General features: G+C 55.5%; 20 protein-coding genes, 1 tRNA gene and 1 riboswitch. Of the genes, 11 read left to right on the top strand and 10 right to left on the bottom strand.

The features are described 5' to 3' along the window. The 3 genes from ACTIKR_RS07780 to ACTIKR_RS07770 all read left to right on the top strand — a co-directional run. On the top strand, window positions 1–528 hold a 528-nt coding region (locus tag ACTIKR_RS07780; protein WP_442327550.1), incomplete at its 5' end, for a nucleotide-binding domain containing protein. Then, on the top strand, window positions 525–1,568 hold the full coding sequence (gene pdxA / locus ACTIKR_RS07775; protein WP_193090759.1) for a 4-hydroxythreonine-4-phosphate dehydrogenase PdxA: 1,044 nt from the start codon (window positions 525–527) through the stop codon (window positions 1,566–1,568). The genes ACTIKR_RS07780 and pdxA, both read left to right, overlap by 4 nt. A gap of 21 nt (window positions 1,569–1,589) precedes the next feature. After that, window positions 1,590–2,375, top strand: a complete 786-nt coding sequence (locus ACTIKR_RS07770) for a GntR family transcriptional regulator (RefSeq protein WP_442327549.1) — start codon at window positions 1,590–1,592, stop codon at window positions 2,373–2,375. 30 nt (window positions 2,376–2,405) lie between these two features. Here ACTIKR_RS07770 and ACTIKR_RS07765 read toward each other — a convergent pair whose 3' ends face one another. The 3 genes from ACTIKR_RS07765 to ACTIKR_RS07755 form a co-directional block, all read right to left on the bottom strand. After that, window positions 2,406–2,948, bottom strand: coding sequence for a DUF2380 domain-containing protein (locus ACTIKR_RS07765; protein ID WP_442327548.1), 543 nt, complete (start codon window positions 2,946–2,948; stop codon window positions 2,406–2,408). A 168-nt stretch (window positions 2,949–3,116) separates the two neighbouring features. Further along, entirely contained in the window at window positions 3,117–3,977 is an 861-nt protein-coding gene (locus ACTIKR_RS07760) for an SIR2 family NAD-dependent protein deacylase (RefSeq protein ID WP_442327547.1), read from the bottom strand. A 589-nt stretch (window positions 3,978–4,566) separates the two neighbouring features. Next, a tRNA-Phe gene (locus ACTIKR_RS07755) sits at window positions 4,567–4,642 on the bottom strand. A 144-nt stretch (window positions 4,643–4,786) separates the two neighbouring features. Here ACTIKR_RS07755 and hemA point away from each other — a divergent pair. The 4 genes from hemA (at window position 4,787) to grxD (ending at window position 8,535) form a co-directional block, all read left to right on the top strand. Next, the gene (gene hemA, locus ACTIKR_RS07750) at window positions 4,787–6,061 is read left to right on the top strand and encodes a glutamyl-tRNA reductase (protein ID WP_442327546.1); all 1,275 of its coding nucleotides are present in this window, start codon (window positions 4,787–4,789) and stop codon (window positions 6,059–6,061) included. Window positions 6,062–6,148: 87 nt separating this feature from the next. Beyond that, window positions 6,149–7,234 (top strand): peptide chain release factor 1, encoded by a 1,086-nt coding sequence (gene prfA / locus ACTIKR_RS07745; RefSeq protein ID WP_442327545.1) that lies wholly within the window; start codon window positions 6,149–6,151, stop codon window positions 7,232–7,234. A 72-nt stretch (window positions 7,235–7,306) separates the two neighbouring features. After that, on the top strand, window positions 7,307–8,134 hold the full coding sequence (prmC, locus tag ACTIKR_RS07740; RefSeq protein ID WP_442327544.1) for a peptide chain release factor N(5)-glutamine methyltransferase: 828 nt from the start codon (window positions 7,307–7,309) through the stop codon (window positions 8,132–8,134). Window positions 8,135–8,205: 71 nt separating this feature from the next. Then, window positions 8,206–8,535, top strand: coding sequence for a Grx4 family monothiol glutaredoxin (gene grxD / locus ACTIKR_RS07735; protein ID WP_193090333.1), 330 nt, complete (start codon window positions 8,206–8,208; stop codon window positions 8,533–8,535). 14 nt (window positions 8,536–8,549) lie between these two features. On the opposite strand, the gene ACTIKR_RS07730 is transcribed toward grxD, so the two are convergent. Genes ACTIKR_RS07730 through folB form a run of 4 tightly spaced genes read right to left on the bottom strand, consistent with a single transcriptional unit; the run spans window position 8,550 to window position 11,656 of the window. After that, window positions 8,550–9,344, bottom strand: coding sequence for an EI24 domain-containing protein (locus ACTIKR_RS07730; protein WP_442327543.1), 795 nt, complete (start codon window positions 9,342–9,344; stop codon window positions 8,550–8,552). A gap of 30 nt (window positions 9,345–9,374) precedes the next feature. After that, window positions 9,375–10,205, bottom strand: coding sequence for an NADPH-dependent 7-cyano-7-deazaguanine reductase QueF (gene queF / locus ACTIKR_RS07725; RefSeq protein ID WP_442327542.1), 831 nt, complete (start codon window positions 10,203–10,205; stop codon window positions 9,375–9,377). A gap of 8 nt (window positions 10,206–10,213) precedes the next feature. Then, a complete protein-coding gene (gene ttcA / locus ACTIKR_RS07720; RefSeq protein WP_193090330.1) occupies window positions 10,214–11,251 on the bottom strand; it encodes a tRNA 2-thiocytidine(32) synthetase TtcA in 1,038 nt (345 codons plus the stop codon). A gap of 45 nt (window positions 11,252–11,296) precedes the next feature. After that, window positions 11,297–11,656 carry a dihydroneopterin aldolase gene (gene folB / locus ACTIKR_RS07715; RefSeq protein WP_442327541.1) on the bottom strand — a complete coding sequence of 120 codons (360 nt, stop codon included), beginning with the start codon at window positions 11,654–11,656 and terminating at the stop codon, window positions 11,297–11,299. 107 nt (window positions 11,657–11,763) lie between these two features. On the opposite strand from folB, the gene ACTIKR_RS07710 reads away from it, so the two are divergent. After that, entirely contained in the window at window positions 11,764–12,696 is a 933-nt protein-coding gene (locus ACTIKR_RS07710; RefSeq protein WP_226817285.1) for an NAD(P)/FAD-dependent oxidoreductase, read from the top strand. On the opposite strand, the gene ACTIKR_RS07705 is transcribed toward ACTIKR_RS07710, so the two are convergent. After that, the gene (locus ACTIKR_RS07705; RefSeq protein WP_442327540.1) at window positions 12,599–13,504 is read right to left on the bottom strand and encodes a helical backbone metal receptor; all 906 of its coding nucleotides are present in this window, start codon (window positions 13,502–13,504) and stop codon (window positions 12,599–12,601) included. The genes ACTIKR_RS07710 and ACTIKR_RS07705 overlap by 98 nt on opposite strands. A 60-nt stretch (window positions 13,505–13,564) precedes the next feature. Continuing rightward, window positions 13,565–15,439, bottom strand: coding sequence for a TonB-dependent receptor domain-containing protein (locus ACTIKR_RS07700; protein WP_442327539.1), 1,875 nt, complete (start codon window positions 15,437–15,439; stop codon window positions 13,565–13,567). Window positions 15,440–15,507: 68 nt separating this feature from the next. After that, a riboswitch (cobalamin riboswitch) is annotated at window positions 15,508–15,668 on the bottom strand. A gap of 148 nt (window positions 15,669–15,816) precedes the next feature. On the opposite strand from ACTIKR_RS07700, the gene metH reads away from it, so the two are divergent. From metH to ACTIKR_RS07685, 3 genes are all read left to right on the top strand, one after another. Further along, window positions 15,817–19,593: a methionine synthase gene (gene metH / locus ACTIKR_RS07695; protein ID WP_442327538.1), complete on the top strand. Its 3,777-nt coding sequence runs from the start codon at window positions 15,817–15,819 to the stop codon at window positions 19,591–19,593. 35 nt (window positions 19,594–19,628) lie between these two features. Further along, entirely contained in the window at window positions 19,629–20,447 is an 819-nt protein-coding gene (locus ACTIKR_RS07690) for a helix-turn-helix transcriptional regulator (protein WP_442327537.1), read from the top strand. Between the two features lie 230 nt (window positions 20,448–20,677). Continuing rightward, the gene (locus ACTIKR_RS07685) at window positions 20,678–21,316 is read left to right on the top strand and encodes an OmpA family protein (RefSeq protein WP_193090324.1); all 639 of its coding nucleotides are present in this window, start codon (window positions 20,678–20,680) and stop codon (window positions 21,314–21,316) included. Between the two features lie 118 nt (window positions 21,317–21,434). Here ACTIKR_RS07685 and ACTIKR_RS07680 read toward each other — a convergent pair whose 3' ends face one another. Next, window positions 21,435–21,590 carry a hypothetical protein gene (locus tag ACTIKR_RS07680; RefSeq protein WP_193090323.1) on the bottom strand — a complete coding sequence of 52 codons (156 nt, stop codon included), beginning with the start codon at window positions 21,588–21,590 and terminating at the stop codon, window positions 21,435–21,437. Between the last annotated feature and the right edge of the window lie 280 nt (window positions 21,591–21,870).

The following is a 21,870-nucleotide window of genomic DNA, read 5'->3' as shown; positions in this document are numbered from 1 at the left end:
CCTGTGTCAGGCGAGATCGTGCTGGCCGTGGTGACTTCGCAGCATAGCGCAACGCGCGCGCAGGTAACGGCGCTGCAAGAGCAGGGTGCGATGGTACTGACTCCCGAGCCGCAGGTACTGGGCGATGATGTCCTGTGGCAGTCATGGCAGCGGCAAATGCTTGCGCGCGTCGCCGGTAGCGACGGTGCCGGCCGGATGCTGGTGCTGCTGGCACCGGCCCGCCAAGTACCTGGGTTGACCTCTGCTATGGTTGCTCGTCGTCTTGGTCAATTGGCGCTGGCGATTGTGCGTACCGGCAAGGTTCGCGGCCTGATCGCTACCGGCGGCGACGGTGCCGAGCAGGTGATGTCGGCCTTACAGGCAACCGGTATCCGCCTGATAGATGAAGTGTCCGGAGGTGTTCCTTTGGGCACGCTGATTGGCGGCGAATATGCCGGCATGCCGATTGTGACCAAGGCCGGTGGCTTTGGTTCGGAAAATGTTTTGATTCAGGCTGCAGAAACCCTGACGGAAAGGAAATTCAAATGAGTACGAAAAAATTGCCCATGTTGGCGGTAACCGTTGGCGACGTCGCCGGCATTGGTCCTGAAATTACAGCCAAAATGCTGTTGAACCATCCTGACCTGCGCGATATTGCCCGGTTTGTCGTCATCGGGGACGTGGCCGCACTGCGCAAGGCGGTGTTGAATCTGAACGGTGATGTGAGCAAGGTGCGGGAAATTTCGGCACCGGGGCAAGCGACCAACGAAGCGGGCACCATCGAGATCATCCAGGTCGGACCGTCTCTTGAAGACGTTGAACTGGGCAAGTTGGATGCACGTGCCGGCGCCGGCTCTGCGCTGTTTGTCATGAAAGCCTGTGACCTGGCCCGCAAGGGTGAAGTTGACGGCATCGTTACCGCGCCGTTGAACAAAGCAGCCATGCACCTGGGTGGTCATAAGTGGCCCGGCCATACCGAACTGCTGGCTCATGAATTCGGTGTCAAAAATTACTCTCTGGTGCTGTCCGCCGGCGATCTGTATGTGTTTCATGCAACGACACATGTGTCGTTGCGTCAGGCCATTGACGATGTGAACCCCAAGCGCATGGACGACATTTTGCAACTGGTTCACGCGTTTTCCAAAGCCCTTAACCGTCAGGACGAGCCGATTGCCGTCTCTGGCCTGAATCCGCATGCTGGTGAGAACAATATCTTCGGCACGGAAGACAGTGCTATATTAACGCCAGCCATCGAACGGGCTAAAGCGGCGGGTATCAATGCCGTCGGGCCAATTCCGGCAGATGCGCTCTGGCCGCAGGCCGTGCGAGGTAAATGGAAATTTCTGGTCGCGTGCTATCACGATCAGGGTCATGCGCCATTTAAGGCGGTATATGGCGATGACGGTGTCAATATCACAGTTGGCTTGCCGGTTGTGCGCGTCTCTGTGGATCACGGAACAGCGTTTGATATTGCCGGTCAGAACATTGCGCGTGAAGAAAGCCTGATTCTGGCAGCCGAACGTGCAGCCAGTCTTTCCCTTGGCTGGTCTTCGGTATGGGAAGCAGCTTCAAAGTCGGAAGGGGTATAGTTTAATTTTTGCGGGGATATCGTGCTTTATCTGAAAAAAATAGATGTAAAAAACAAAGGTAAAGAGGCGTTGTACAGGCAGGTTGCCGACAGCCTGAAAACCGCCATCTCTGAAAATCGGCTGCCGCCGGGCAGTCCGATTCCAAGTGAAAGTGCGCTGTGCGGACACTTCAATGTGGCGCGCAGTGTCGTGCGCCAGGCCCTCGCACTGCTGGTCGACGATGGATATATTCTGAAGCAGGCTGGCCGCTCTTCCGTGGTTGCCCCTCGCACTAAACACCGACGCAACCTGCAAAACTCGCTCAGCCTGCACGCGCAGCTGGAACGCGAGGGAACGCGCCTGCAGACGTCGGTGATCCGGCTGGAAGAGGCCGCCTTTCCTGCAGAGGTTGCTGCGTTCTATGGCGACATTGAAGGCCTGCTGCTTGAGCGCGTGCGCTATATTGATGATGAGCCTATTTCGTATGTGAAGACCTGGCTGCCAAAAGAGTTTGCCTCCCTGAGCAGCGAGGACTTGATCGATAGATCGCTGCACCAGCAGTTGTTGAAGCGCTTTAACCGTGAGCCACAACAGGGCCGCAATCAGATTCAGACAGTTTCCAGCGACAAGATGCTGGCCAATTATCTTAAAGTGAAAAAAAGCGATGCGCTGCTGCAATTGCAGGCGTCTTATTACGATCAGCATGGGTTGCCACTGGAGTGGTTCACTGCCTGGCATCGGGCTGACCGTGTCGTCTTTGATATCGCGGTGGATGCCTCGCTGGATAATAATATCCAGGTCAAGGATTTTCAGCGATCAATCAAGTAGTTCTGACGCGGGGCATGCTCAATGGCGCACCTACGATTGCTGGTCAATACAGTTGCTCTCAATATCACGTACTGCAAATTTTGCCGCATGCTGCCAGGCCTGATCATTATCGCCGCGATAAGATAGCGTGCGCTCGCACACAGGGGCGTTTTGGATCAAATCTACCATGGCAAATTTGATCCAGCCCACCAACGTGCTCATCTTGTGTACTTCGCCAAAAAGCAGATGGCTTGCGCCGGCCTTTTTTGCGTCGGCTGCCAGTGCTTCAAGACCCGGTTCCGCTGCATTGCATTTGTCATTTTGACAGGTCAGTAGCACTGTGTTTATTTTTCTGTTTTGCGCCAATCCATGGCGAACCGCCTCGTTCAGTGCTTGTAAACGCCGGGCATGTTCGGCAGTCTGGTCTCTGACTTCACCGGACGTATCCTTGAAGGCGAAGTTCGCAGCGGCCAGTGTCAGCAGCGGCTTTGCTTGGGCGGTAGCGTTGAACGTGGCAGCAGCCAAACCGGCAAGCAGCAGCAGTGGGCTCTGTCTGACATTAAAGCGATATAACGGTCGATATGAAAATGGCATGGCATTGGCCTCCAGTGATGGCGCAAGACGGACGCAGGACAGGTCGGTTCAAAGGCATATCATCAATGAATGTAACTCAGGTTGCGCGGCAAGTCACGCGCAAAATCCAAGAGGGGGCGGCGCGTATTGATAGCCTGAATGTCGACGTAGCAATGGGCTGAAGACAAATCAGCGTTGTGTTTTGCAGAAATAACCCATGTCGTCCAAAGCGCTTTGGATTTGGCTTAGCCCTTGTTGCGCGCCCATGGCCAGCGATACGTTTTTTGCCCCTTTGCCGATCGTGGCTTCGTGAACGTTGATGCGAACTATTGGCGCCTTCTGGCGTTCGCCAAAGTAGCGCACGGTGGCAACGGCGGTGCCCGCTCCCAATTCGACAATGACGGGGCGCCTGGTTTTTTTCAGCCATGCCTGCAGATACTGATGTTGCTGGCGGCTGCGGGTATCGACCCAATGCCAATCGTTGAACATCATGATGTTTGGTCGCGCCAGCGAGCCGCAGTGCGGGCAGCGTGGCGGCGGATTCAGCAACAGACATCGTTGCATATCTACGTGCGGTTCAAAGTCGTCAGCTGGCCAGATACCCTGTTCGCAAACGTCTATGCATTGCAAATAGTGAATTGAGCCGTGGCATTCAACGATCTGCTCCTGTGCAAAGCCTGCCTTCTGAAATTGGCCGTCGACATTGCTGGTAAACACAAATGCATTATTTGGCATTTGTGATGCAATCTGCTGCAGGATCTGAAATCCCGCGTGAGGCGTTGTGTCCCGATACAGGGCCAGGCGATGTCCATAAAATCCCCAGGCAAGCTCAGGGTGTTCGGGAAAATAAATGGGAGAGGCGATGTCCTCGAAACAGATACCCGAGGCGCGCAGTGCCGGATAATGTCGCCAGAAGCCTTCGGCGCCCCGAAAATCGGGCAGTCCCGAATCCACGCCCATACCGGCACCGGCAGTAACAAGCAACCCGTCGGCTTCACTGATCAGCGTGGCCGCCTTTTTTATAAAGGCTTGTTGTAATGAAGAGTTCATGAGAGGGCAGGCAGAGTCAATTTAATTTTTTATTGGCGCAGCAGGTAACAGTCTATCTTCCCATATTTTCGGCACAGGCCCGTATTTGCGGGTAGATTACATTCAGAAAATCGTAAATGAATATCTATTTGCCCAGAATCATAATCTTATGTGGCTGATCGGCTATTTAAATGTAGCCTGGATTGCAGTTTATCCGTCGCGTCTACCGGGCGCGAGGCTGCGAGGGGGCTTTTCTGTATCGCTGTGCCCAAATAAGGAGTGACGTTGATGTTCTGTGTCGCTTGCAAAATGTTGCGTGGCAGTCTTACCATGCGCCACATAATAATAGGCTAACGCTATGATTTATATTCGATAATTTTTTGCGTTGTTTGTTGTTAAGTTATTAGATCACAATCCTGGCGCTGTTTCCTGAATTGTAATAAGTTTTAATTATCCAGGGCGGCAAGCAGGAGCCAGGCAAGTGGGTACGCCAATAGACTTTGCAGCAATTTTCCGGCCAAAACCGCGAATTAAAAAAACCGCAAGCCATAAACGCCAGCCAAAACAAAAACGCCAACCGATAACGGCTGGCGTAAGTGCTTGATCTTGATGGTGGCCTGGGGCAGAATCGAACTGCCGACACAAGGATTTTCAATCCTCTGCTCTACCGACTGAGCTACCTGGCCAACAAAGAACGAAATAATACACTAGTTTTTGACTTGTGTATATATTTTGCAGCCTTCCTGACATAAATAATTAAAAAACATCGCCGGAAGGTCTATAATCAGACTAATACCAGATCATAAAAGAAAATTCAAGATATTACGGCCATGTCACTTGACGTTCTTACCTTCGGTTTGAATCATCATTCGGCGCCGGTGTCAGTGCGTGAACGGGTTTCCATGCCCGAACAGCTGCTGCGCCCGGCGCTTGACGGCTTGCGCTCGGCGTTTGGCGCCAGGGTGCAGGAAGCCACGATTCTGTCTACCTGTAATCGCACCGAAATCTACTGTGCAGCCCAGCCTGAAGTGGCTGAGCACATCCCCTCCTGGCTGGCCGAATTCAATTCGCTTGAAGCCAACGAACTGCGTCCGCACCTGTATCAGTACAACAAGGATCTGGCCGTACGCCACGCCTTTCGGGTTGCCAGTGGGCTCGACTCCATGGTCCTGGGTGAGCCGCAGATTCTGGGGCAAATGAAAACGGCCGTACGTGCGGCCAGCGATGCCGGGTCCCTGGGCACCTTGCTGCATCAGCTGTTCCAGAAAACCTTTTCGGTAGCCAAGGAAGTTCGCACGCAAACGGCCATTGGTGCGCAATCGGTGTCCATGGCTGCGGCCTCGGTTCGGCTGGCCCAGCGGGTGTTTGGCGATCTGTCCAAAACCCGGGTGTTGTTTATTGGCGCTGGTGAAATGATCGAGCTGTGCTCTACCCATTTTGCTGCGCAAAAACCCTCCTGTATGGTCGTGGCCAACCGCACGCGCGAGCGTGCCGAGACGCTTGCGTCCCAGTTCGATGGCAAGACCATGAAGCTGGCAGACCTGCCCGAGCGTTTGGCCGAATTTGACATTGTGGTGTCCTGTACGGCCAGTTCCCTGCCCATATTGGGTCTTGGACTGGTGCAAAAAGCGTCCAGGGCGCGTCGCCATATGCCCATGGTCATGATTGACCTGGCAGTGCCGCGCGATATCGAGCCTGAAGTGTCGCAGCTGGATGACGTCTATCTGTACTCGGTCGATGATCTGGGCCGTTATGTGCAAATGGCCAGTGATTCGCGCCAGGCTGCCGTGGTCCAGGCAGAGGCCATTATCGACAGTCGCGTGCAGAATTTCATGCACTGGATGGATTCGCGCGCGGTTGTGCCGGTTATTCGCAATCTGAACCAGGGCGCCGATGCCATCGTTCAGGCCGAACTGGACCGGGCCCGCCGCCTGCTGGCCAAGGGTGAAAACGCCGACCTGGTTCTTGAGCAGTTTGCCCGCAGTCTTACCCAGAAGTATCTGCACGCCCCTATGGTCGCGCTCAACCGCAGCCAGGGCGATGATCGCGCCGCGCTCATGGATATGCTGCCTCGTCTCTTTCCGTATCAGGATTCCAGCCATTAGCGGTGCTCTGGCCCGCTATCATTGGCGGCGGCGCTAAGCCTGGCGTCGCCTTTTTCCTGAACACGCCTTTTTCTTCCAAAACTCGTTATGAAATCATCAATGCGCTCCCGTCTGGAGCAAATCTCGCATCGCCTGATCGAGGTGGATGCACTGCTTGCCGAACCCGATGCCGCCAGCGATATGGACCGGTTTCGCAAACTGTCGCGTGAACGCGCGGAAATTGATCCGGTAGTCATGCTGTTTCGCAGCTACGAGTCGACCGAAGCCGATTTGCAGGCCGCGATGGAAATGTCATCGGACCCGGAGCTGCGCGAAATGGCAGAAGAAGAGCTGAAGCTGGCCAAAGAGCGCCTGGAAGCGCTGCAAGAGCAGTTGCAAGTGCAATTGCTGCCACGGGATCCGGACGATGGCCGCAGTGTTTTTCTTGAAGTGCGCGCCGGTACCGGCGGCGATGAAAGCGCCATTTTCAGCGGTGACCTGTTTCGCATGTACAGTCGTTATGCCGAGCAGAAAGGCTGGAAAGTAGAAGTGATCTCCGAGAACGAATCGGAAATGGGCGGGTATCGCGAGATTATTGCGCGGGTAGATGGCGATGGTGTGTACGGACGGCTGAAATACGAATCCGGGGCGCATCGTGTGCAACGGGTGCCCGAGACCGAATCGCAGGGCCGGGTGCATACCTCGGCCTGCACAGTGGCCGTTTTGCCCGAGGCCGATGAAATTTCGGAAGTGGCGCTGAACCCGGCTGATTTGCGCATCGATACTTTTAGGGCGAGCGGCGCGGGTGGTCAGCATATCAATAAAACCGATTCGGCTGTGCGCATCACGCATATTCCAACCGGCATTGTCGCCGAGTGCCAGGACGACCGTTCACAGCACAAGAACAAAGCACGCGCCATGAGTGTGCTGGCTGCCCGAATCAACGATATCGAACGCCAGAAACAACAGCAGAAAGAGGCGGCCGAGCGCAAGAGCCTGGTTGGGACGGGTGACCGTTCCGAGCGCATCCGCACTTACAATTATCCCCAGGGTCGGGTCACGGATCACCGAATCAACCTGACATTGTATAAACTGGCACAGATCATGGAAGGCTCGCTGGACGAGCTGACGGGTGCGCTCATTGCAGAGCGGCAGGCCGAGTTGCTGGCCGCCCTGGGTGATGACTCACTGTAAGCATCATGCAATATTGAATATCGATTACATTATTTGGCCGGGGCGAGACCGGCAGTAGTAGAAGGAGCAGGAATGGCGCTGGCCATCACGATTGAATCTTTGACGCGAACCAGTGGCCTTCCGCCACTTGAAACCCGGATGCTGATTGGTCGCACGCTGGGCGTGTCGCGTTCCTGGATGATTGCACACGACCGTGATCCCCTGAGCAATGAGCAGGTTATACAGATTCGCGCCCTGATCGAGCGGCGCATAAGCGGCGAGCCCATGGCCTATATCATGGGCGAGCGCGAGTTCATGGGCCTGACGTTTGAGACGTCTGCTGCGGCGCTCATCCCGCGACCGGAAACGGAGCTGCTGGTGGAAACTGCAATCGATTATGTGCGCGAACACCCCAGGGCCAATGTACTGGACCTGGGCACCGGTACAGGCGTGATTGCGGTATCCATTGCGCGGTTCTGCCCCGGCGCACTGGTGCTGGCAACAGATAAGAGTCCCGATGCCCTGGCGCTGGCGCGACGCAATGCGGAAAAACATCGCACCCTGCACGTGCGTTTTTTGGAAAGCGACTGGTTTGATGGTATTCCACAACAGGCCTTCGATCTGATTGTGTCCAACCCGCCTTATATACGGCGACATGATCCCCATTTGCAGCAGGGCGATCTGCGTTTTGAGCCGCCAATGGCGCTGACCGATTATTCCGATGGGTTTGCAGCCATCCGGCGCATCATTGCCGGCGCGCGGGCTTACCTGGCCAATGGTGGCTGGATGTGGATTGAGCACGGATGGGACCAGGCCGAGCATGTTCGCTATATGCTGGCCAAGGTTGGTTTTAAGAATATTGAATCCCGCAATGATTTATCCGGTATAGAGCGTATTTCCGGCGGGTGCTTTACAATTTAGCGTTAAACTATTTTGAGAGATGGCCAGATAGATGGAACTGGTTTCTTTCAATGCTGACACAGGTGAATACAATGAGCGAAGTACAGAATTTTATCCGAGAGACCGTTACAGAACACCCCGTTGTGTTGTTTATGAAAGGCACGGCTCAGTTTCCGCAATGCGGCTTCTCTGGCAAGGCCATCCAGATTCTGCGTGAATCAGGTGTAAAAAAGTTGGTTACTATCAATGTGCTGGATGATCAGGAAGTGCGCGAAGGCATCAAGCAGTTTTCCAACTGGCCTACCATTCCCCAGTTGTATGTCAAGGGTGAATTCGTTGGCGGTTCGGATATCGTGAGCGAAATGCACGAAAGCGGCGAGCTCAAGTCTGTGCTGCAGCAGGCAGGCGCGTTCGAATCCTGAGTGCGTGGGTGCTGTCAGGGCAGGCGTTTGGCCTGGGCAGCGCTGTTCTCTACAGGCACGACGGGCTGTTGCGCCCGCACCGCTTTGACCGCCATTAATCCGTAATGGGTACACACCAGGATTGAAAATACGGGCATGACAAAGCCGGCAAACGGGACCAGGGTAAAGGCTGCACATATCAGCCCGATCAGCCAGAAACCACGAGTGTAATGACGTAGCACATAAGCCCGTTCTTCAAGGGTCGCGTGTTCGACAATGGCGTCCAGCCGGGTCATGTGCGAAAACGCATACGCGCCCCAGAATAACGATAGCGCGATCCCCGCAAAGGGAATCAGCCAGAGCGGCAATGTAATCAGCCAGCCGATCACAAAAATCGTACTCACCTTGACCGTATTGGCCAGGCTGGTGACCGTGGCGTTTTCGCCTTTTTTATGCACATCCGGGTAGCTGCCATCGCCGATGACTTTCAATGCCATGGGCATGACAAGAATGGCTGCGGCCGCCAGTCCCGCGATGCCACTGACCGCGAGCAGGGCCACGAAGGTCAGCACACCGGTGAGCCAGTCGCTCATGGTGACAAATCCCCAGCCAGACAGTCGCGTTGACACCGACTGGAACCAGCCCCAGTGCATGGCGGTATTGTCCAGCCAGTTATCCAGGGGCCCCCAGGCGAACACCAGCAGTATCACAGCTGTGAACAGGGCAATGACAAACGGCAACACGATGGCAAACAGCATGGAAGGGCGCATTTGCGTTGCGATTCCTTTGCTGAATGCGGCGGCGACGCTGACATAGGGCGGTTGTTTCATAAGTACGACCAGCTTTTGTGAAAAGTGAGATTATTGACGTGCATTGCGGACATCAGCGGGAATGAAATCCGGCTGCGTGCTACGCCAGGGGTTGATGTCCAGGCCACCACGACGAGTGTAGCGGGCATAGACGGTCAGGGTTTCTGGCGCACAGGTATGCATGATATCGCAGAAGATCTGCTCTGCGCATTGTTCATGAAACCCGTTATGTCCCCGATAGGAAACAATATACCTCAGGAGCGAAGCATGATCGATGGCAGCGCCGGTATATTCGATTTGCAGGCTGCCCCAGTCCGGCTGACCGGTGACCGGACAGTTGGATTTGAGCAGATTCGTGCGCAGCGTCTCGTGTCTGGATTGCGTGGCGTCAGCCTGCAGCAATCGGGCGTCAGGAACGTAGGTCGAGATCTCGATGTCCAGTATGTCGAGCAGCGTGCCGTCAAGCTCGCCCAAGGTCTGGGATGCAAAGTCTGCCGGCGCAAACAGCGTGACGCTGACCGGGGCGCCGGCGGCGGCGCTCAAGTCCTGCTGCATGCGGGCAAGGATGGCATCGCCGTCGGGCATGGTCGTCTGATTAAATGAGTTCAGATACAGCTTGAACGACTTGGATTCAATAATGTGGGTGCTGCTGGCAGGAAATGCAAAACGGGCCAGGCCCACCTGCGGTTTGCCTTTGAGATCCAGCCAGGACAGTTCGTAGGCGTTCCATATATCGGCGCCGTGCCAGGCCGGGTGTGGCTGCAGGCTAAGGTGCGCACGCCCGGCATCGCGGGCAATCGGAAACAGCAACGTCGGATCATAGTGTTCGGGATAGCGGGTTTCTTTTCCCAGCGGTGCGTGCAGCAAAGTCGAGTCTGACATGGAATGCCTCACAGTGATTGAATGCGGATCGTGCGCGCGCGCGATGGGTTTCCGGAAGTGAGGGTGCCTGCCGCCTGTGCGTCGGCGCTTTGGGTGGATGGATTGCCATGGCGATCACGGTCGTCGTCATTGGCTTGCACGAAGTCGGTATTCGCGGTATTGGTGGTGTCGGCGGCATCGGCAAAGGTTTCGGCGTCGAAGGCCTTGTCGCCATTTTCGTCGGCAATGCCGGTAGGCCGCAGACCGGCAAAGTCAAACAGATTGCGGTCCATCAGGTGCGACGGCGTAATCGCCGATAATGCTTTGAAGGTATTCCAGACTTTCTTGGGGCTTTCCTTTTCCCATGCGGCAATCATGCGGCCCACTTCCTGGCGTTTCAGGTTTTCCTGGGAGCCACAAAGATTACAGGGAATGATGGGGAACTGCTTGAGTTCGGAATAGGCAATCAGATCCTTTTCTGCGATATAGGCCAGGGGACGGATCACGGTATGTCGGCCGTCATCGGAAACCAGCTTCGGCGGCATGGACTTGAGTTTTGCCGCGTAGAACAGATTCAGGAAAAAGGTTGCAAGAATATCATCGCGGTGGTGCCCCAGCGCAATCTTGGTGGCGCCCAGTTCGGCTGCGACACGGTACAGAATGCCGCGGCGCAGGCGGGAACACAGCGAACAGGTTGTCTTGCCTTCCGGAATCAGGCGTTTGACGATCGAATAGGTATCCTGATTTTCGATATGAAACGGCACACCCAGTTGGGTGAGATAGTCGGGCAGAACATGTGCAGGAAAGCCGGGCTGCTTCTGGTCCAGATTCACCGCGATAATATCGAAATGAATGGGAGCGCGTTTTTGCAGGGCCAGCAGGATATCCAGCATGCTGTACGAGTCTTTGCCGCCCGAGAGGCAGACCATCACTTTGTCGCCGTCTTCGATCATGTTGTAGTCGACGATAGCGGTGCCGGCTTCACGCATGATGCGTTTGGTCAGCTTGTTGTCGTGCTGGCGCTGTTTCAGGGCAGCCTGATGGCTGGAATTGGCAACAGAAGTCATGATGGTGACGTGTTCATATCCAAAATAGGAAAGGGCAGCGCGTTGCTAGCGGGTCGCTTCAACTTCGATGCCTACGGCGGCGCAATCGGAGAAAGCCAGGGGTTTGCCGATACGCAGGCGTACGCGGAAAACCTCGGGAAAATCATTCAGAATGCGCTGTATAACCATGTCGCCCAGCGTTTCCACCAGATGAACATGCGCGCGCGTGCACTCTTCAATAATCGCTTCGCGCAACTTGCGATAGTCCAGCACGCTGCGAATATCATGGTCGTTGACCTGCTGGTCAACTTGCATGTCGATATCGGCATCAATATGCAGGGGCTGGGTGGCGCGCAGTTCGTGCTCCAGGATGCCAATATGGGCATCCAGCGCGAGCCGGGTGAAAAAGATACGGCGAGTGGTCATGTGAAATCGGTAAAAGGCACCGGAAAAGTCCGGTTTTTATTCAGGACGCTATTGTAGTGTTTTAGGATAGCAGCCGGGGGTACAATACGGTTTGTTTAGATAAATTCATGATTAAACGAGGATTTTTCCTGAAAATGCAGCAGGCTGTCTATGATGCCATTGTGATTGGCGCAGGCCCGGCGGGCGCTTCCTGTGCGGTGTGGCTGGCCCATATGGGGTTCTCTCCCTTGATCATCGAGTCCAATGGGCGCGCCGGTGGTTTGAGCGCCAGCAATCCGTTCGAGGATACCTGGAATGTGACGGCGCCCGGATTGACGGGCGAAGAGGTGGCCGCCAGAATCAAACTGAGCCTGGACAGCGCCCGCGTGCCGGTGCTGCTCAATTCACATGTAACGCGTATCGAACGCGAGCAAGCGGGCCAGGGGCATGAGCATTTCAAGGTGTATTTCGGTGCAGACCTGCCGTTGCATGCACGCTATGTTGTGATTGCAAGTGGGGTAGAGCCCAGGAAACCGCCGGAGTGGGAGCGTGATCACTATGATGATGTCCTTGTAGGCCCAGGCAAGCATGTGGCCAATTATGAATTTGCCCTCAAGGATGTGGCCATTCTGGGCGGAGGCGACAATGCCTTTGAAAACGCCCTGTTTCTGAAAGAACGGGGGGCCAAGTCTGTGCATATCTATGCGCGCACGCTACGGTGCCAGCGCCACTGGATGAAGTTTCTCAATGAATCGGACATCACCATTGGTGCCTACACCTTCGATCCCGCGGCCCGCCAGATCAATGGCCGGACCTACGATGTCGTGCTGGTGCTTTACGGTTTTCGTGCCCGTTTGCAGGGCATGCAGGATCTGGGTCTCGATTGTGATGAACTCGGATATGTGCGTACCGATTTTAAAACGACGCAAACCAATCTGCCGGGCATTTACGCGATCGGCGAAGTTACGCACCGGCAGCATCCTTGCGTGGTGACATCGATGGCAGATGGCGTGGTGGCGGCAAAGGCGATCCAGAAGCAGCTGGAGCAAGGCGACGCCTGATCCGGTCAATATCGCTGCACAACTCGGGCAGCTTGCGGATCAGTCTGTCCGCAGGGCGAAAGACTATATCCGGGTCCATGCCCAGCAGTTGGTCGGCCTGTAGCGGCAGGCCCATTGAAGAAAAATAGCGACCAATGGTGTCGCTTTGGGCACTGATGTTTTTTGCGGCAAAGAGAACGGCCTGCGGATGTGCGAGCAGCAGTTGTTCCCGGCTGACAATCGGCGCAGGCGTTGACAAGGTTTCAAAGGCCGATTCGGCGCCGCAGGCGTGCAGGGCATCAATAACAAACGAACGTGCGCCCAGCGTATAGAGCGGCTCCTGGCTGACCAGAACGAAGGTTTTTATTTTCGCTGCATTTTGGTAGCGCTGGCGCATGGCATTGAGAATCTCGCGTAGTTCCCGCGCGGTGTTACCGGCGGTTGCCCGGGTGCCGAACAGCGTACCCAGTTCCTCGATATCGTCAATGATGTCATCCAGGCTGGCTGGCGCCTGATAATGCATGGGTATATTCAGTTTGCGCAAGGCCGGGTACAGGTCTTTGCTGTTTTTATAGCCCCAGGCCAGAATAACATCAGGCTGAAGAAGCGCGATCCGTTCTACATTGGGGGCAACGCCACTGCCCACCTGCGGCAAGGCGCCGACAGCGGGCGGGTAGTTACTGCCTGCGGAGACGCCCAGCAAATGGTCGCCGGCACCCGCAGCATAGACAAGTTCTGTCAGGTGTGGCGATAAGCTGACCGCTTTTTTTTCTGTCGCCGTTGCCGCAGGAGCAGCCAGGGTGAACGAACATACGAGTGCCGCAAGCATTGTTCCTTTTATAGCAACGGTCATAGACAGGAAAGGGGGGCGCTTGCGGCAGGACATGGCTTACATCCGGAACGCGAGATTCAAGAACACATTGGAACCGGCGGAGTTATAGCCATATGAGGTCTCATATTTCTTGTTCAACGCGTTGTTCCAGTACACCTGGGCTTCCAGGTTCTTGCTGAAGGCGTAGCTGGCATGCAGGTTCAGCACGCCATAGCTGCCAAGTCGTTTTGCCCGTGTGTTGTTCTTGTCGTCATAGCGGGCCCCGGTATGGGTGAAGTCTGCGCCCAGTGTCGCCTGCCCGAAAGTATGGCTCGCCCCGATTCTATAGACTTGTCTGGCACGGCGGATCAGCCGTTTGCCGCTCTCATCATCTTTTGGGTTCATGAAATCTGCGCCCGCGTAGATACGCGTATTGTCAAAACGGTGTTCGGCATTCACGGAAACGCCGCGAACCGTGGCTCTGTCGACGTTTTCGGCGGTGCAGTTGAACATTTCGTCACAGACGTAGCCATTGATCAGATCGCGATAACGAGTCTGCCAGGCATTGACCGACAAGGTGCTGGACTCGGTTCGCCACGTGGTGCGCAATTCAATGTTGCGTGAGGTTTCCGGTTTCAGATTCGGATTGCCCTGGTAGCCAAAGCTCAGCGGTGTGTACAGATCGGCAAAGGTGGGAACGCGATAGCCGGTATTGCCCGCCAGCCCGACAGACCATTCTGGCGTGATATCGAAATCGTAGCCCAGGCTACCCGTTGTTTTGCTGTCGTAGCCGGAGACATTGTCGTTGCGCAGGCTGGCCTGAATGTGATGACGATTAAAGTCGCCACGGTAAATCAGCCCGATTGCATTGGTATGACGTTTGTCCTGCTCGTAGGTGGTGGTGCCAAAGATGCTTTCATCCTTGCGTTCCAGCACCAGTGACAGCTTGTTCTGACGGTTGATGGAAAAATTGTTCTGCCAGGAGTAGGTGCGCTGTATGCTGCCGAGCACCGAATCGCCATATGAGGCGCGCGAGTCATACACATTACGGTTCACGCTGACCTGCAGCACGCTTTCCCACCAGTCTGTGAGCTGGTTATTGCTGGTAACGGCGACCGATTGCTGGCGCATGATGCCAAAGGTATTGGTATCGTAGGCGCCGCTATCGAAGTCGCCATGAGTGTAGCCGTTGTAGAAAGAAATACCCAGGCGGTTGCCGGGTTTCCAGGTATAGCCCAGCGCACCGGATAACGACGCCTGCTCGTAGCCGTCACGATCCGGATTGTAGGTCAGTGCGCCCAGCTTTTCACGGGTGGCATTAAAGCCATCGCTACTGGCATAGCTGCCCGCCAGGCGATAGTCCCAACCGTTGCTGGCGCCGGAGACGCCCACGCTGGCCTTGAACAGGCTATGGGTACCCACGCCGATGTTGCCGAACACACTGAGTGGTTTGTCCTGGCCATCGCTGCGCGTAATAATGTTGATGACCCCGCCCATGGCGTCAGAGCCATACAGGCTGCTGGCTGCCCCGCGCACGATCTCCACACGTTCGATGGTGGTCGGATCCATGGCGCTCAGGTAAGTACTGCCGGTTGCCGGGTCATTGATGCGCTGACCATCAACCATCACCAGCGTCTGCTGGGGGCCGGCGCCACGCACGAAAAGCCCCGACAGCGTTTGTGGGCCACCGAGTTGATAGGTTTGTATTTGCGGCTGGCGGGCAAGTAATTCGGTCAGGGATGTCGCGCCTGCATTGCGCAACGTTTCGCTTGTGATAACGCTGACATCGCCATACACATCGGAAAGCGCCTGATTGGCGCGTGCCGGTGTGGCAACAATCGTTTCAAGACGGGTGACCGGAGAATCGTGGGAGGCGGCGTCGGAGGTTTGAGCCACGACGGCTGTGGGCAGCACCGCCAGGGCAAGTGCCATGGGGGTAAGAGAGAACTTCATATGGGCATACCGGTAAAGATGCGCGACCCCGCACATCAGGTTCGAATAAATACTGTCTGGATAAACAGAGCAGCGGCAGTTTCAAGGCCGATGTCGGGCTGCAGGCCGAAAGCCTGATTACCGTTGCGGGGGCAGCACAGGTTGGCGCGCCATGTTGCGCGTTCTGTTTCCCGTTTACCATTCACTCCATGCACTGCACGGTGAATGCACCTTGAATGCGCGATTGTAATTGATTGGTACAGATCATGACAGTTGTCAGTCCATTTGGACGGCCTGTAGCCGCTATTTGCCTGCCAATTGCAGGGGTTTGCCGGTAGAACGGTTGCAAATCCGCTACAATTTTGCATTAAATTCAACTAATTAGATTGAGCCTGAACGTGTCTTATCCTGCCTTGCCTTATCCCGTCGAATCCTATACCTCTGGTGCCCGTTTTGTGCAGGAACTGCAAAAAGGGCGGATCCTGGTGCTGGACGGGGCCATGGGAACCATGATTCAGCGCTATAAGCTGACCGAGGCCGATTTTCGCGGCGAGCGTTTCGCTGAACATCACCAGGATGTCAAAGGCAATAATGAGCTGCTGTCTCTGGTGCGTCCTGATGTCATCAGCCAAATCCATGAGCAGTACCTGAAGGCCGGGGCCGATGTCATCGAAACCAACACGTTTGGCGCAACCTCGGTCGCCCAGGGCGATTACGATCTGCCCGGTCTGGCCTACGAACTGAATGTGCAATCGGCCCGGCTTGCACGCACCGCCTGTGATGCCTACAGCACGCCCGATCATCCGCGTTTTGTCGCCGGCGCGCTCGGCCCGCAACCCAAAACGGCCTCCATTTCACCGGATGTGAATGATCCGGGGGCGCGCAATATTACCTTCGAGCAATTGCAGGCGGCCTATGAAGAACAGCTTGGCGGCCTGCTCGATGGCGGTATCGATATTGTGCTGATCGAGACCATTTTCGATACCCTGAACGCCAAGGCGGCAATCTTTGCGGTGGAAACGGTGTTTGAGCAGCGCGGGATTCGTCTGCCGGTGATGGTGTCTGGCACGGTCACTGACGCATCCGGGCGTATTCTGTCAGGCCAGACGGTGGAAGCCTTCTGGAATTCGGTGCGGCATGCCCGACCGGTGACCATCGGCCTGAACTGTGCCCTGGGTGCCGCCCTGATGCGCCCCTATATTGCTGAACTGTCCAAGATCTGTGATACCTGGCTTTGCGTGTATCCCAACGCCGGTCTGCCCAATCCCATGAGCGACACCGGATTCGATGAAACGCCGGACGATACCTCGAGTTTGCTGGAGGAGTTTGCTAACGCGGGGTTCGTCAATATGGTTGGCGGCTGTTGTGGTACGACGCCCGAGCATATTGCCGCCATTGTCCAAAAGGTGCAGCAGTTGCCGGCGCGCACAGTGCCCGATGTGCCGGTCAAGACCCGTCTGTCTGGCCTGGAGGCCCTGAATATTGATGATGAATCGCTGTTTGTGAACGTGGGCGAACGCACCAACGTGACCGGCAGCAAGATGTTCCTGCGCCTGATCCGCGACGAGAAATTCGATGAAGCGCTGACGGTGGCGCGCCAGCAGGTAGAAAACGGCGCACAGATCATCGACATCAACATGGATGAGGCCATGCTCGATTCGAAAGCGAATATGCGCCGCTTTCTGAATCTGATCGCTTCCGAACCCGACATTGCCCGGGTACCGATCATGATCGACAGTTCCAAGTGGGAAGTGATTGAAGAGGGCCTCAAGTGTGTTCAGGGCAAGCCGATCGTCAACTCGATTTCCATGAAGGAAGGCGTGGAGCCGTTTCTGGCGCATGCCCGCCTGTGTCGAAAATATGGTGCGGCCGTGGTGGTCATGGCCTTTGACGAAGAAGGCCAGGCCGATACGCTGCAGCGTCGCAAAGACATTTGTGGCAAAGCCTATCACTTGCTGGTGGATGAACTGGATTTCCCGCCGGAAGATATTATTTTCGATCCCAATGTGTTTGCAGTGGCCACCGGGATTGAGGAACACAATCATTACGCCGTAGACTTTATTGAAGGCACCCGCTGGATTCATGACAATCTGCCGCACGCCCGTATCTCCGGCGGCGTCTCCAATGTCAGTTTTTCGTTCCGTGGGAACGAAGCCATGCGCGAAGCGATTCATACCGTATTCCTGTATTACGCCATTCAGGAAGGCATGACCATGGGGATCGTGAACGCCGGCATGCTCGGTGTATACGCGGATATGGATCCGAAGACGCGCGATCTGGTCGAGGATGTGATACTGGATCGTCAGGAGCCGGTGGGCAAAACCGATACTGCAGACGAGCGCACGCCGACCGAGCGTCTGGTGGAGTACGCAGATGAAGTCAAAGGCAGCGGGACGAAAAAAGAAGCTGATCTGACGTGGCGCGAACAGGAAGTGGAAAAACGCCTGTCGCATGCGCTGGTGCACGGGATTACCCAGTTCATTGTTGAAGACACCGAAGAGGTGCGGCAAAAGATTGCCGATCGTGGCGGGCGTCCCATCGAGGTGATTGAAGGCCCGCTGATGGACGGCATGAACGTGGTGGGCGATCTGTTTGGCGCGGGCAAGATGTTCCTGCCTCAGGTGGTCAAGTCTGCTCGGGTCATGAAGCACGCCGTGGCGCACCTGATTCCTTTCATTGAAGAGGAGAAACGCCAGATCGAAGCGGCCGGTGGCGATGTGCGAGCCAAAGGCAAGGTCGTCATTGCGACGGTAAAAGGCGACGTGCACGATATCGGTAAGAATATCGTCACCGTGGTGTTGCAGTGTAATAACTTCGAGGTCGTCAATATGGGGGTCATGGTGCCGTGCGCACAGATCCTTGCCAAGGCCAAAGAGGAAAAGGCCGATATTGTGGGGCTGTCCGGCCTGATCACGCCGAGCCTGGAAGAGATGGCCTATGTGGCATCCGAGATGCAGCGCGACCCTTATTTTCGTGACAACAAGATTCCATTGCTGATCGGCGGGGCGACTACCAGCCGGGTGCACACGGCGGTCAAGATCGCGCCGCACTATGACGGTCCTGTCATTTATGTGCCCGATGCCAGCCGTTCGGTGGGCGTGGCCACCAATCTGGTCTCCGATCAGGTCGACAGCTATCTGGCCCAGGTGCGCGAGGAGTATGAACTGGTGCGTGAGCGCCACGCCAATCGCAAGGCCACGCCTATCATTCCGCTGGACGAGGCTCGCAAGGGCGCCCCGGTCATCGACTGGAGCAGCTACACGCCGACGCGTCCGAAGTTTCTGGGCCGTCGGGAATTCAAAAATTTCGATCTGGCGCAAATCGTGCCGTTCATCGACTGGACGCCGTTTTTCCAGACCTGGAGTCTGTTCGGTCAGTATCCGAAGATCCTGGATGACAAAGTGGTGGGGGAGCAGGCGCGTAAACTGTTCGAGGATGCGCAGGCGATGCTCAAAAAAGTGGTGGAGCAGCGCTGGCTGAGTGCGGGCGGTGTTATTGCGTTCTACCCAGCCAATAGCGTCAACCATGAAGATATCGAAGTTTATGCCGATGAATCGCGTGAGCAGGTGCTGTTCACGTGGCGCAACCTGCGGCAACAAAATGCCAAGCGTCAAGGCGTGGCCAACAAGTGCCTTGCCGACTATATCGCGCCCAAGGAAACCGGGGTGAAGGACTATATCGGTCTGTTTGCCGTTACCGGCGGTATTGGCATTGAGAAGCACGAGCAACGCTTTGAAGCGGATATGGACGACTACTCGTCGATTCTGCTCAAGGCCCTGGCCGACCGTTTTGCCGAAGGTTTTGCCGAATGCATGCATGCCAGGGTACGTCGCGATCTATGGGGTTATGTCGCGAATGAGAGCCTGGATAATCAGGCACTCATTGATGAAAAATATCAGGGCATCCGTCCTGCGCCGGGCTATCCCGCTTGCCCCGAGCATCGGGTGAAAGTCGATATGTTCAACGTCTTGCAGACCGAAGATATCGGCATGTTTCTGACCGATGGCATGGCCATGTACCCGGCATCCAGTGTGTCGGGGTTTTATCTGAGCCATCCAGATTCCAGCTATTTCAATGTGGGTACGATCGGTCAGGACCAGTTGCAGGACTATATTGCGCGCAGTGGTTTGCCTGAAGATGAGGCTCGTCGTTCGCTCATGAGCGTACTGGGATAAACACAGCGCTGAACGCATCACTTGGCAGGAGTGGTATGGCCGACAAACACGGAGCATTTCGCAAGCAGGCACTGGGTACGTTCGTACGCAGCGTTCGTGATCGTGTGACTCCGCAACAGGCCGGTATTGCCGGTGGTCAGCGCCGCCGTACCCCCGGCCTGCGTCGCGAAGAAGTAGCGCAGCTTTGCGACATCAGCGTTACCTGGTACACCTGGATTGAGCAGGGGCGCGATGTATCGGTGTCAGCCACCGTATGGGCGCGGCTGGCTACCGTATTGCAAATGACCAGGGCAGAACGTACTTATCTGTTTGAGCTGGCCGATGTCAGTGATCCGGATCACGACAGCGCTGTCGTATCGGCGCCAACTGCGTCGCTGCAGGCTTGTGTGGATAGCATCAATGCGCCGGCATACATTCTGGATCGGCACTGGGATGTACTGGCGTTTAACGCTGCGCTGGACCAGGTGTTTGCCGGATGGATGAGTGCGCAGGCGCATCCCAATCTGCTGCGTTTTATTTTCCTGGATGCACAGGCGCCCGACATTGTCGTGGACTGGGAAATCCGCGCCAACCGGGTTGTGGCGGAGTTTCGCGCAGATATCGGCGCGTATCTGGATGACGGCGAGACCTCCGGCCTGATTGATGAGCTGCTGGCCGGCAGTCCTGTGTTCAGCCATTGGTGGGCGCGCCAGGTGGTCGTTGAGCGCGAAGGCGGCTTAAGGGAATTCAATCACCCGCAATTGGGTATCCGACAATTTGAACAGATCACTTTTCGCCTGGCCACCCAGCCCGATTGCAAGCTGGTGATGCTGCTGCATCAAAGGGTGTGCCCGGATATAACAACGCTCCGATGATCACTTGCGCTTTGGCCATTGCTCGGTTATTGTATTGACACCATCAAGGTTATCACAGTCTTTCGAGCCTGTTTCCGTGGCAGACCGTGATAATTGCGACTGTCATAAGACAGAATTCATCCGGGCTGCGGCCCGGCCTGAATGTGGCTCAGGATATGTGGTGTGGCTGATTTTCAACCTGGTTATTCAGATTTTTTAGTACAGCAAACAAATCCAACAAGGAGAAGTCAATGATTATTCGTCAAACTCGAATCGCGGCAGTACTGGTAGCTGGCGCACTGCTGGCCGGATGTGCTACGCAAGGCGGCAATACGGCAGCAGGTACTGGCGTTGGCGCCGCATTGGGTGCCGGTCTGGGCGCACTGATAGGGGATTCTTCCAAAAGCGCGGGTATCGGCGCCGGTATTGGTGCTATCGGTGGCGCCATTGTTGGCTATAACTGGGACCGCATCGTAGGTCGCGTGAATGATGCCGGCGGCAAAGAGCTGGGCATTTCCACCACCAAAATGCCTGACGGCAGCCTCAAAGTCAATATTCCCGAAGGCGCAACCTTCGATACGGCGAAGTATGATCTGAAGCCTGCGCTGTTCCCTGTTCTTGATGCCCTGGCCCAATCAATGAATGAAAGCCAGCAGCTGCGTCTTAAATCTGTCGGCCATACCGACAGCACCGGCAAAATGGCATTCAATCAACAGCTTTCTGTGAATCGTGCGCAAAGCGTGGTGAATTATCTGGGCGGCAAAGGCGTCAATACCAGCCGCATGAGCATTGAAGGTCGTGGTCCCAACGATCCGGTCGCAGACAATGCGACAGCGCAGGGCCGGGCCCAGAACCGCCGCGTAGAGCTGTACCTGTACGCGGTTAAATAAGCCTTGTCGCTGTAAAGACGGCAGTCCTTAAAAAACCCGCTGTCCGGTTTGATTACCGGCAGCGGGTTTTGAGTTTCAGATCAACTGCTGGCGCCGCGGTGAGCGGCACCCGCAGCGTTTATTTTTCAGAGTGCATGCGAAATTGAGGCTGGTTCATTGCTATACCCAACTTGAAACCGGTAGGTTTGACCGGTGTATTGACAGCAGGATGCTGCTGATTGTTGTTATTGTTCTGTGTGCCAAATTCCTGGCGGAAGCGTGTTAGTAATTTCATTGTAGTTTCCTTTATTATGAGATTATTGTTTTTGATTTTCTGCGCCGGAGACAATCCGGTTCAGCTATGCATAGCGTAGCCGATATTTATTGCAGAATCATGATTGCGCCGGCGATCGTTGTAAGTATGAGAATGCAGGCGCATCAATTTGTTAAGGGTCTGCCTGTGGTGATAGCCGCAATTGGTATAGCGGGGCTGATGACACAAGCAATATAACAATGACGATATGGAGTTCTGTCTCGCGTTGCGGTGTCGTGAGAAAGACCCGCAAACTTAGTAA

The organism is Advenella sp., from assembly GCF_052108595.1.
Lineage (GTDB): Bacteria > Pseudomonadota > Gammaproteobacteria > Burkholderiales > Burkholderiaceae_B > Advenella.
Note: the sequence above shows the minus strand (reverse complement) of the source record. Positions and strands in the feature narration are given on the sequence as shown.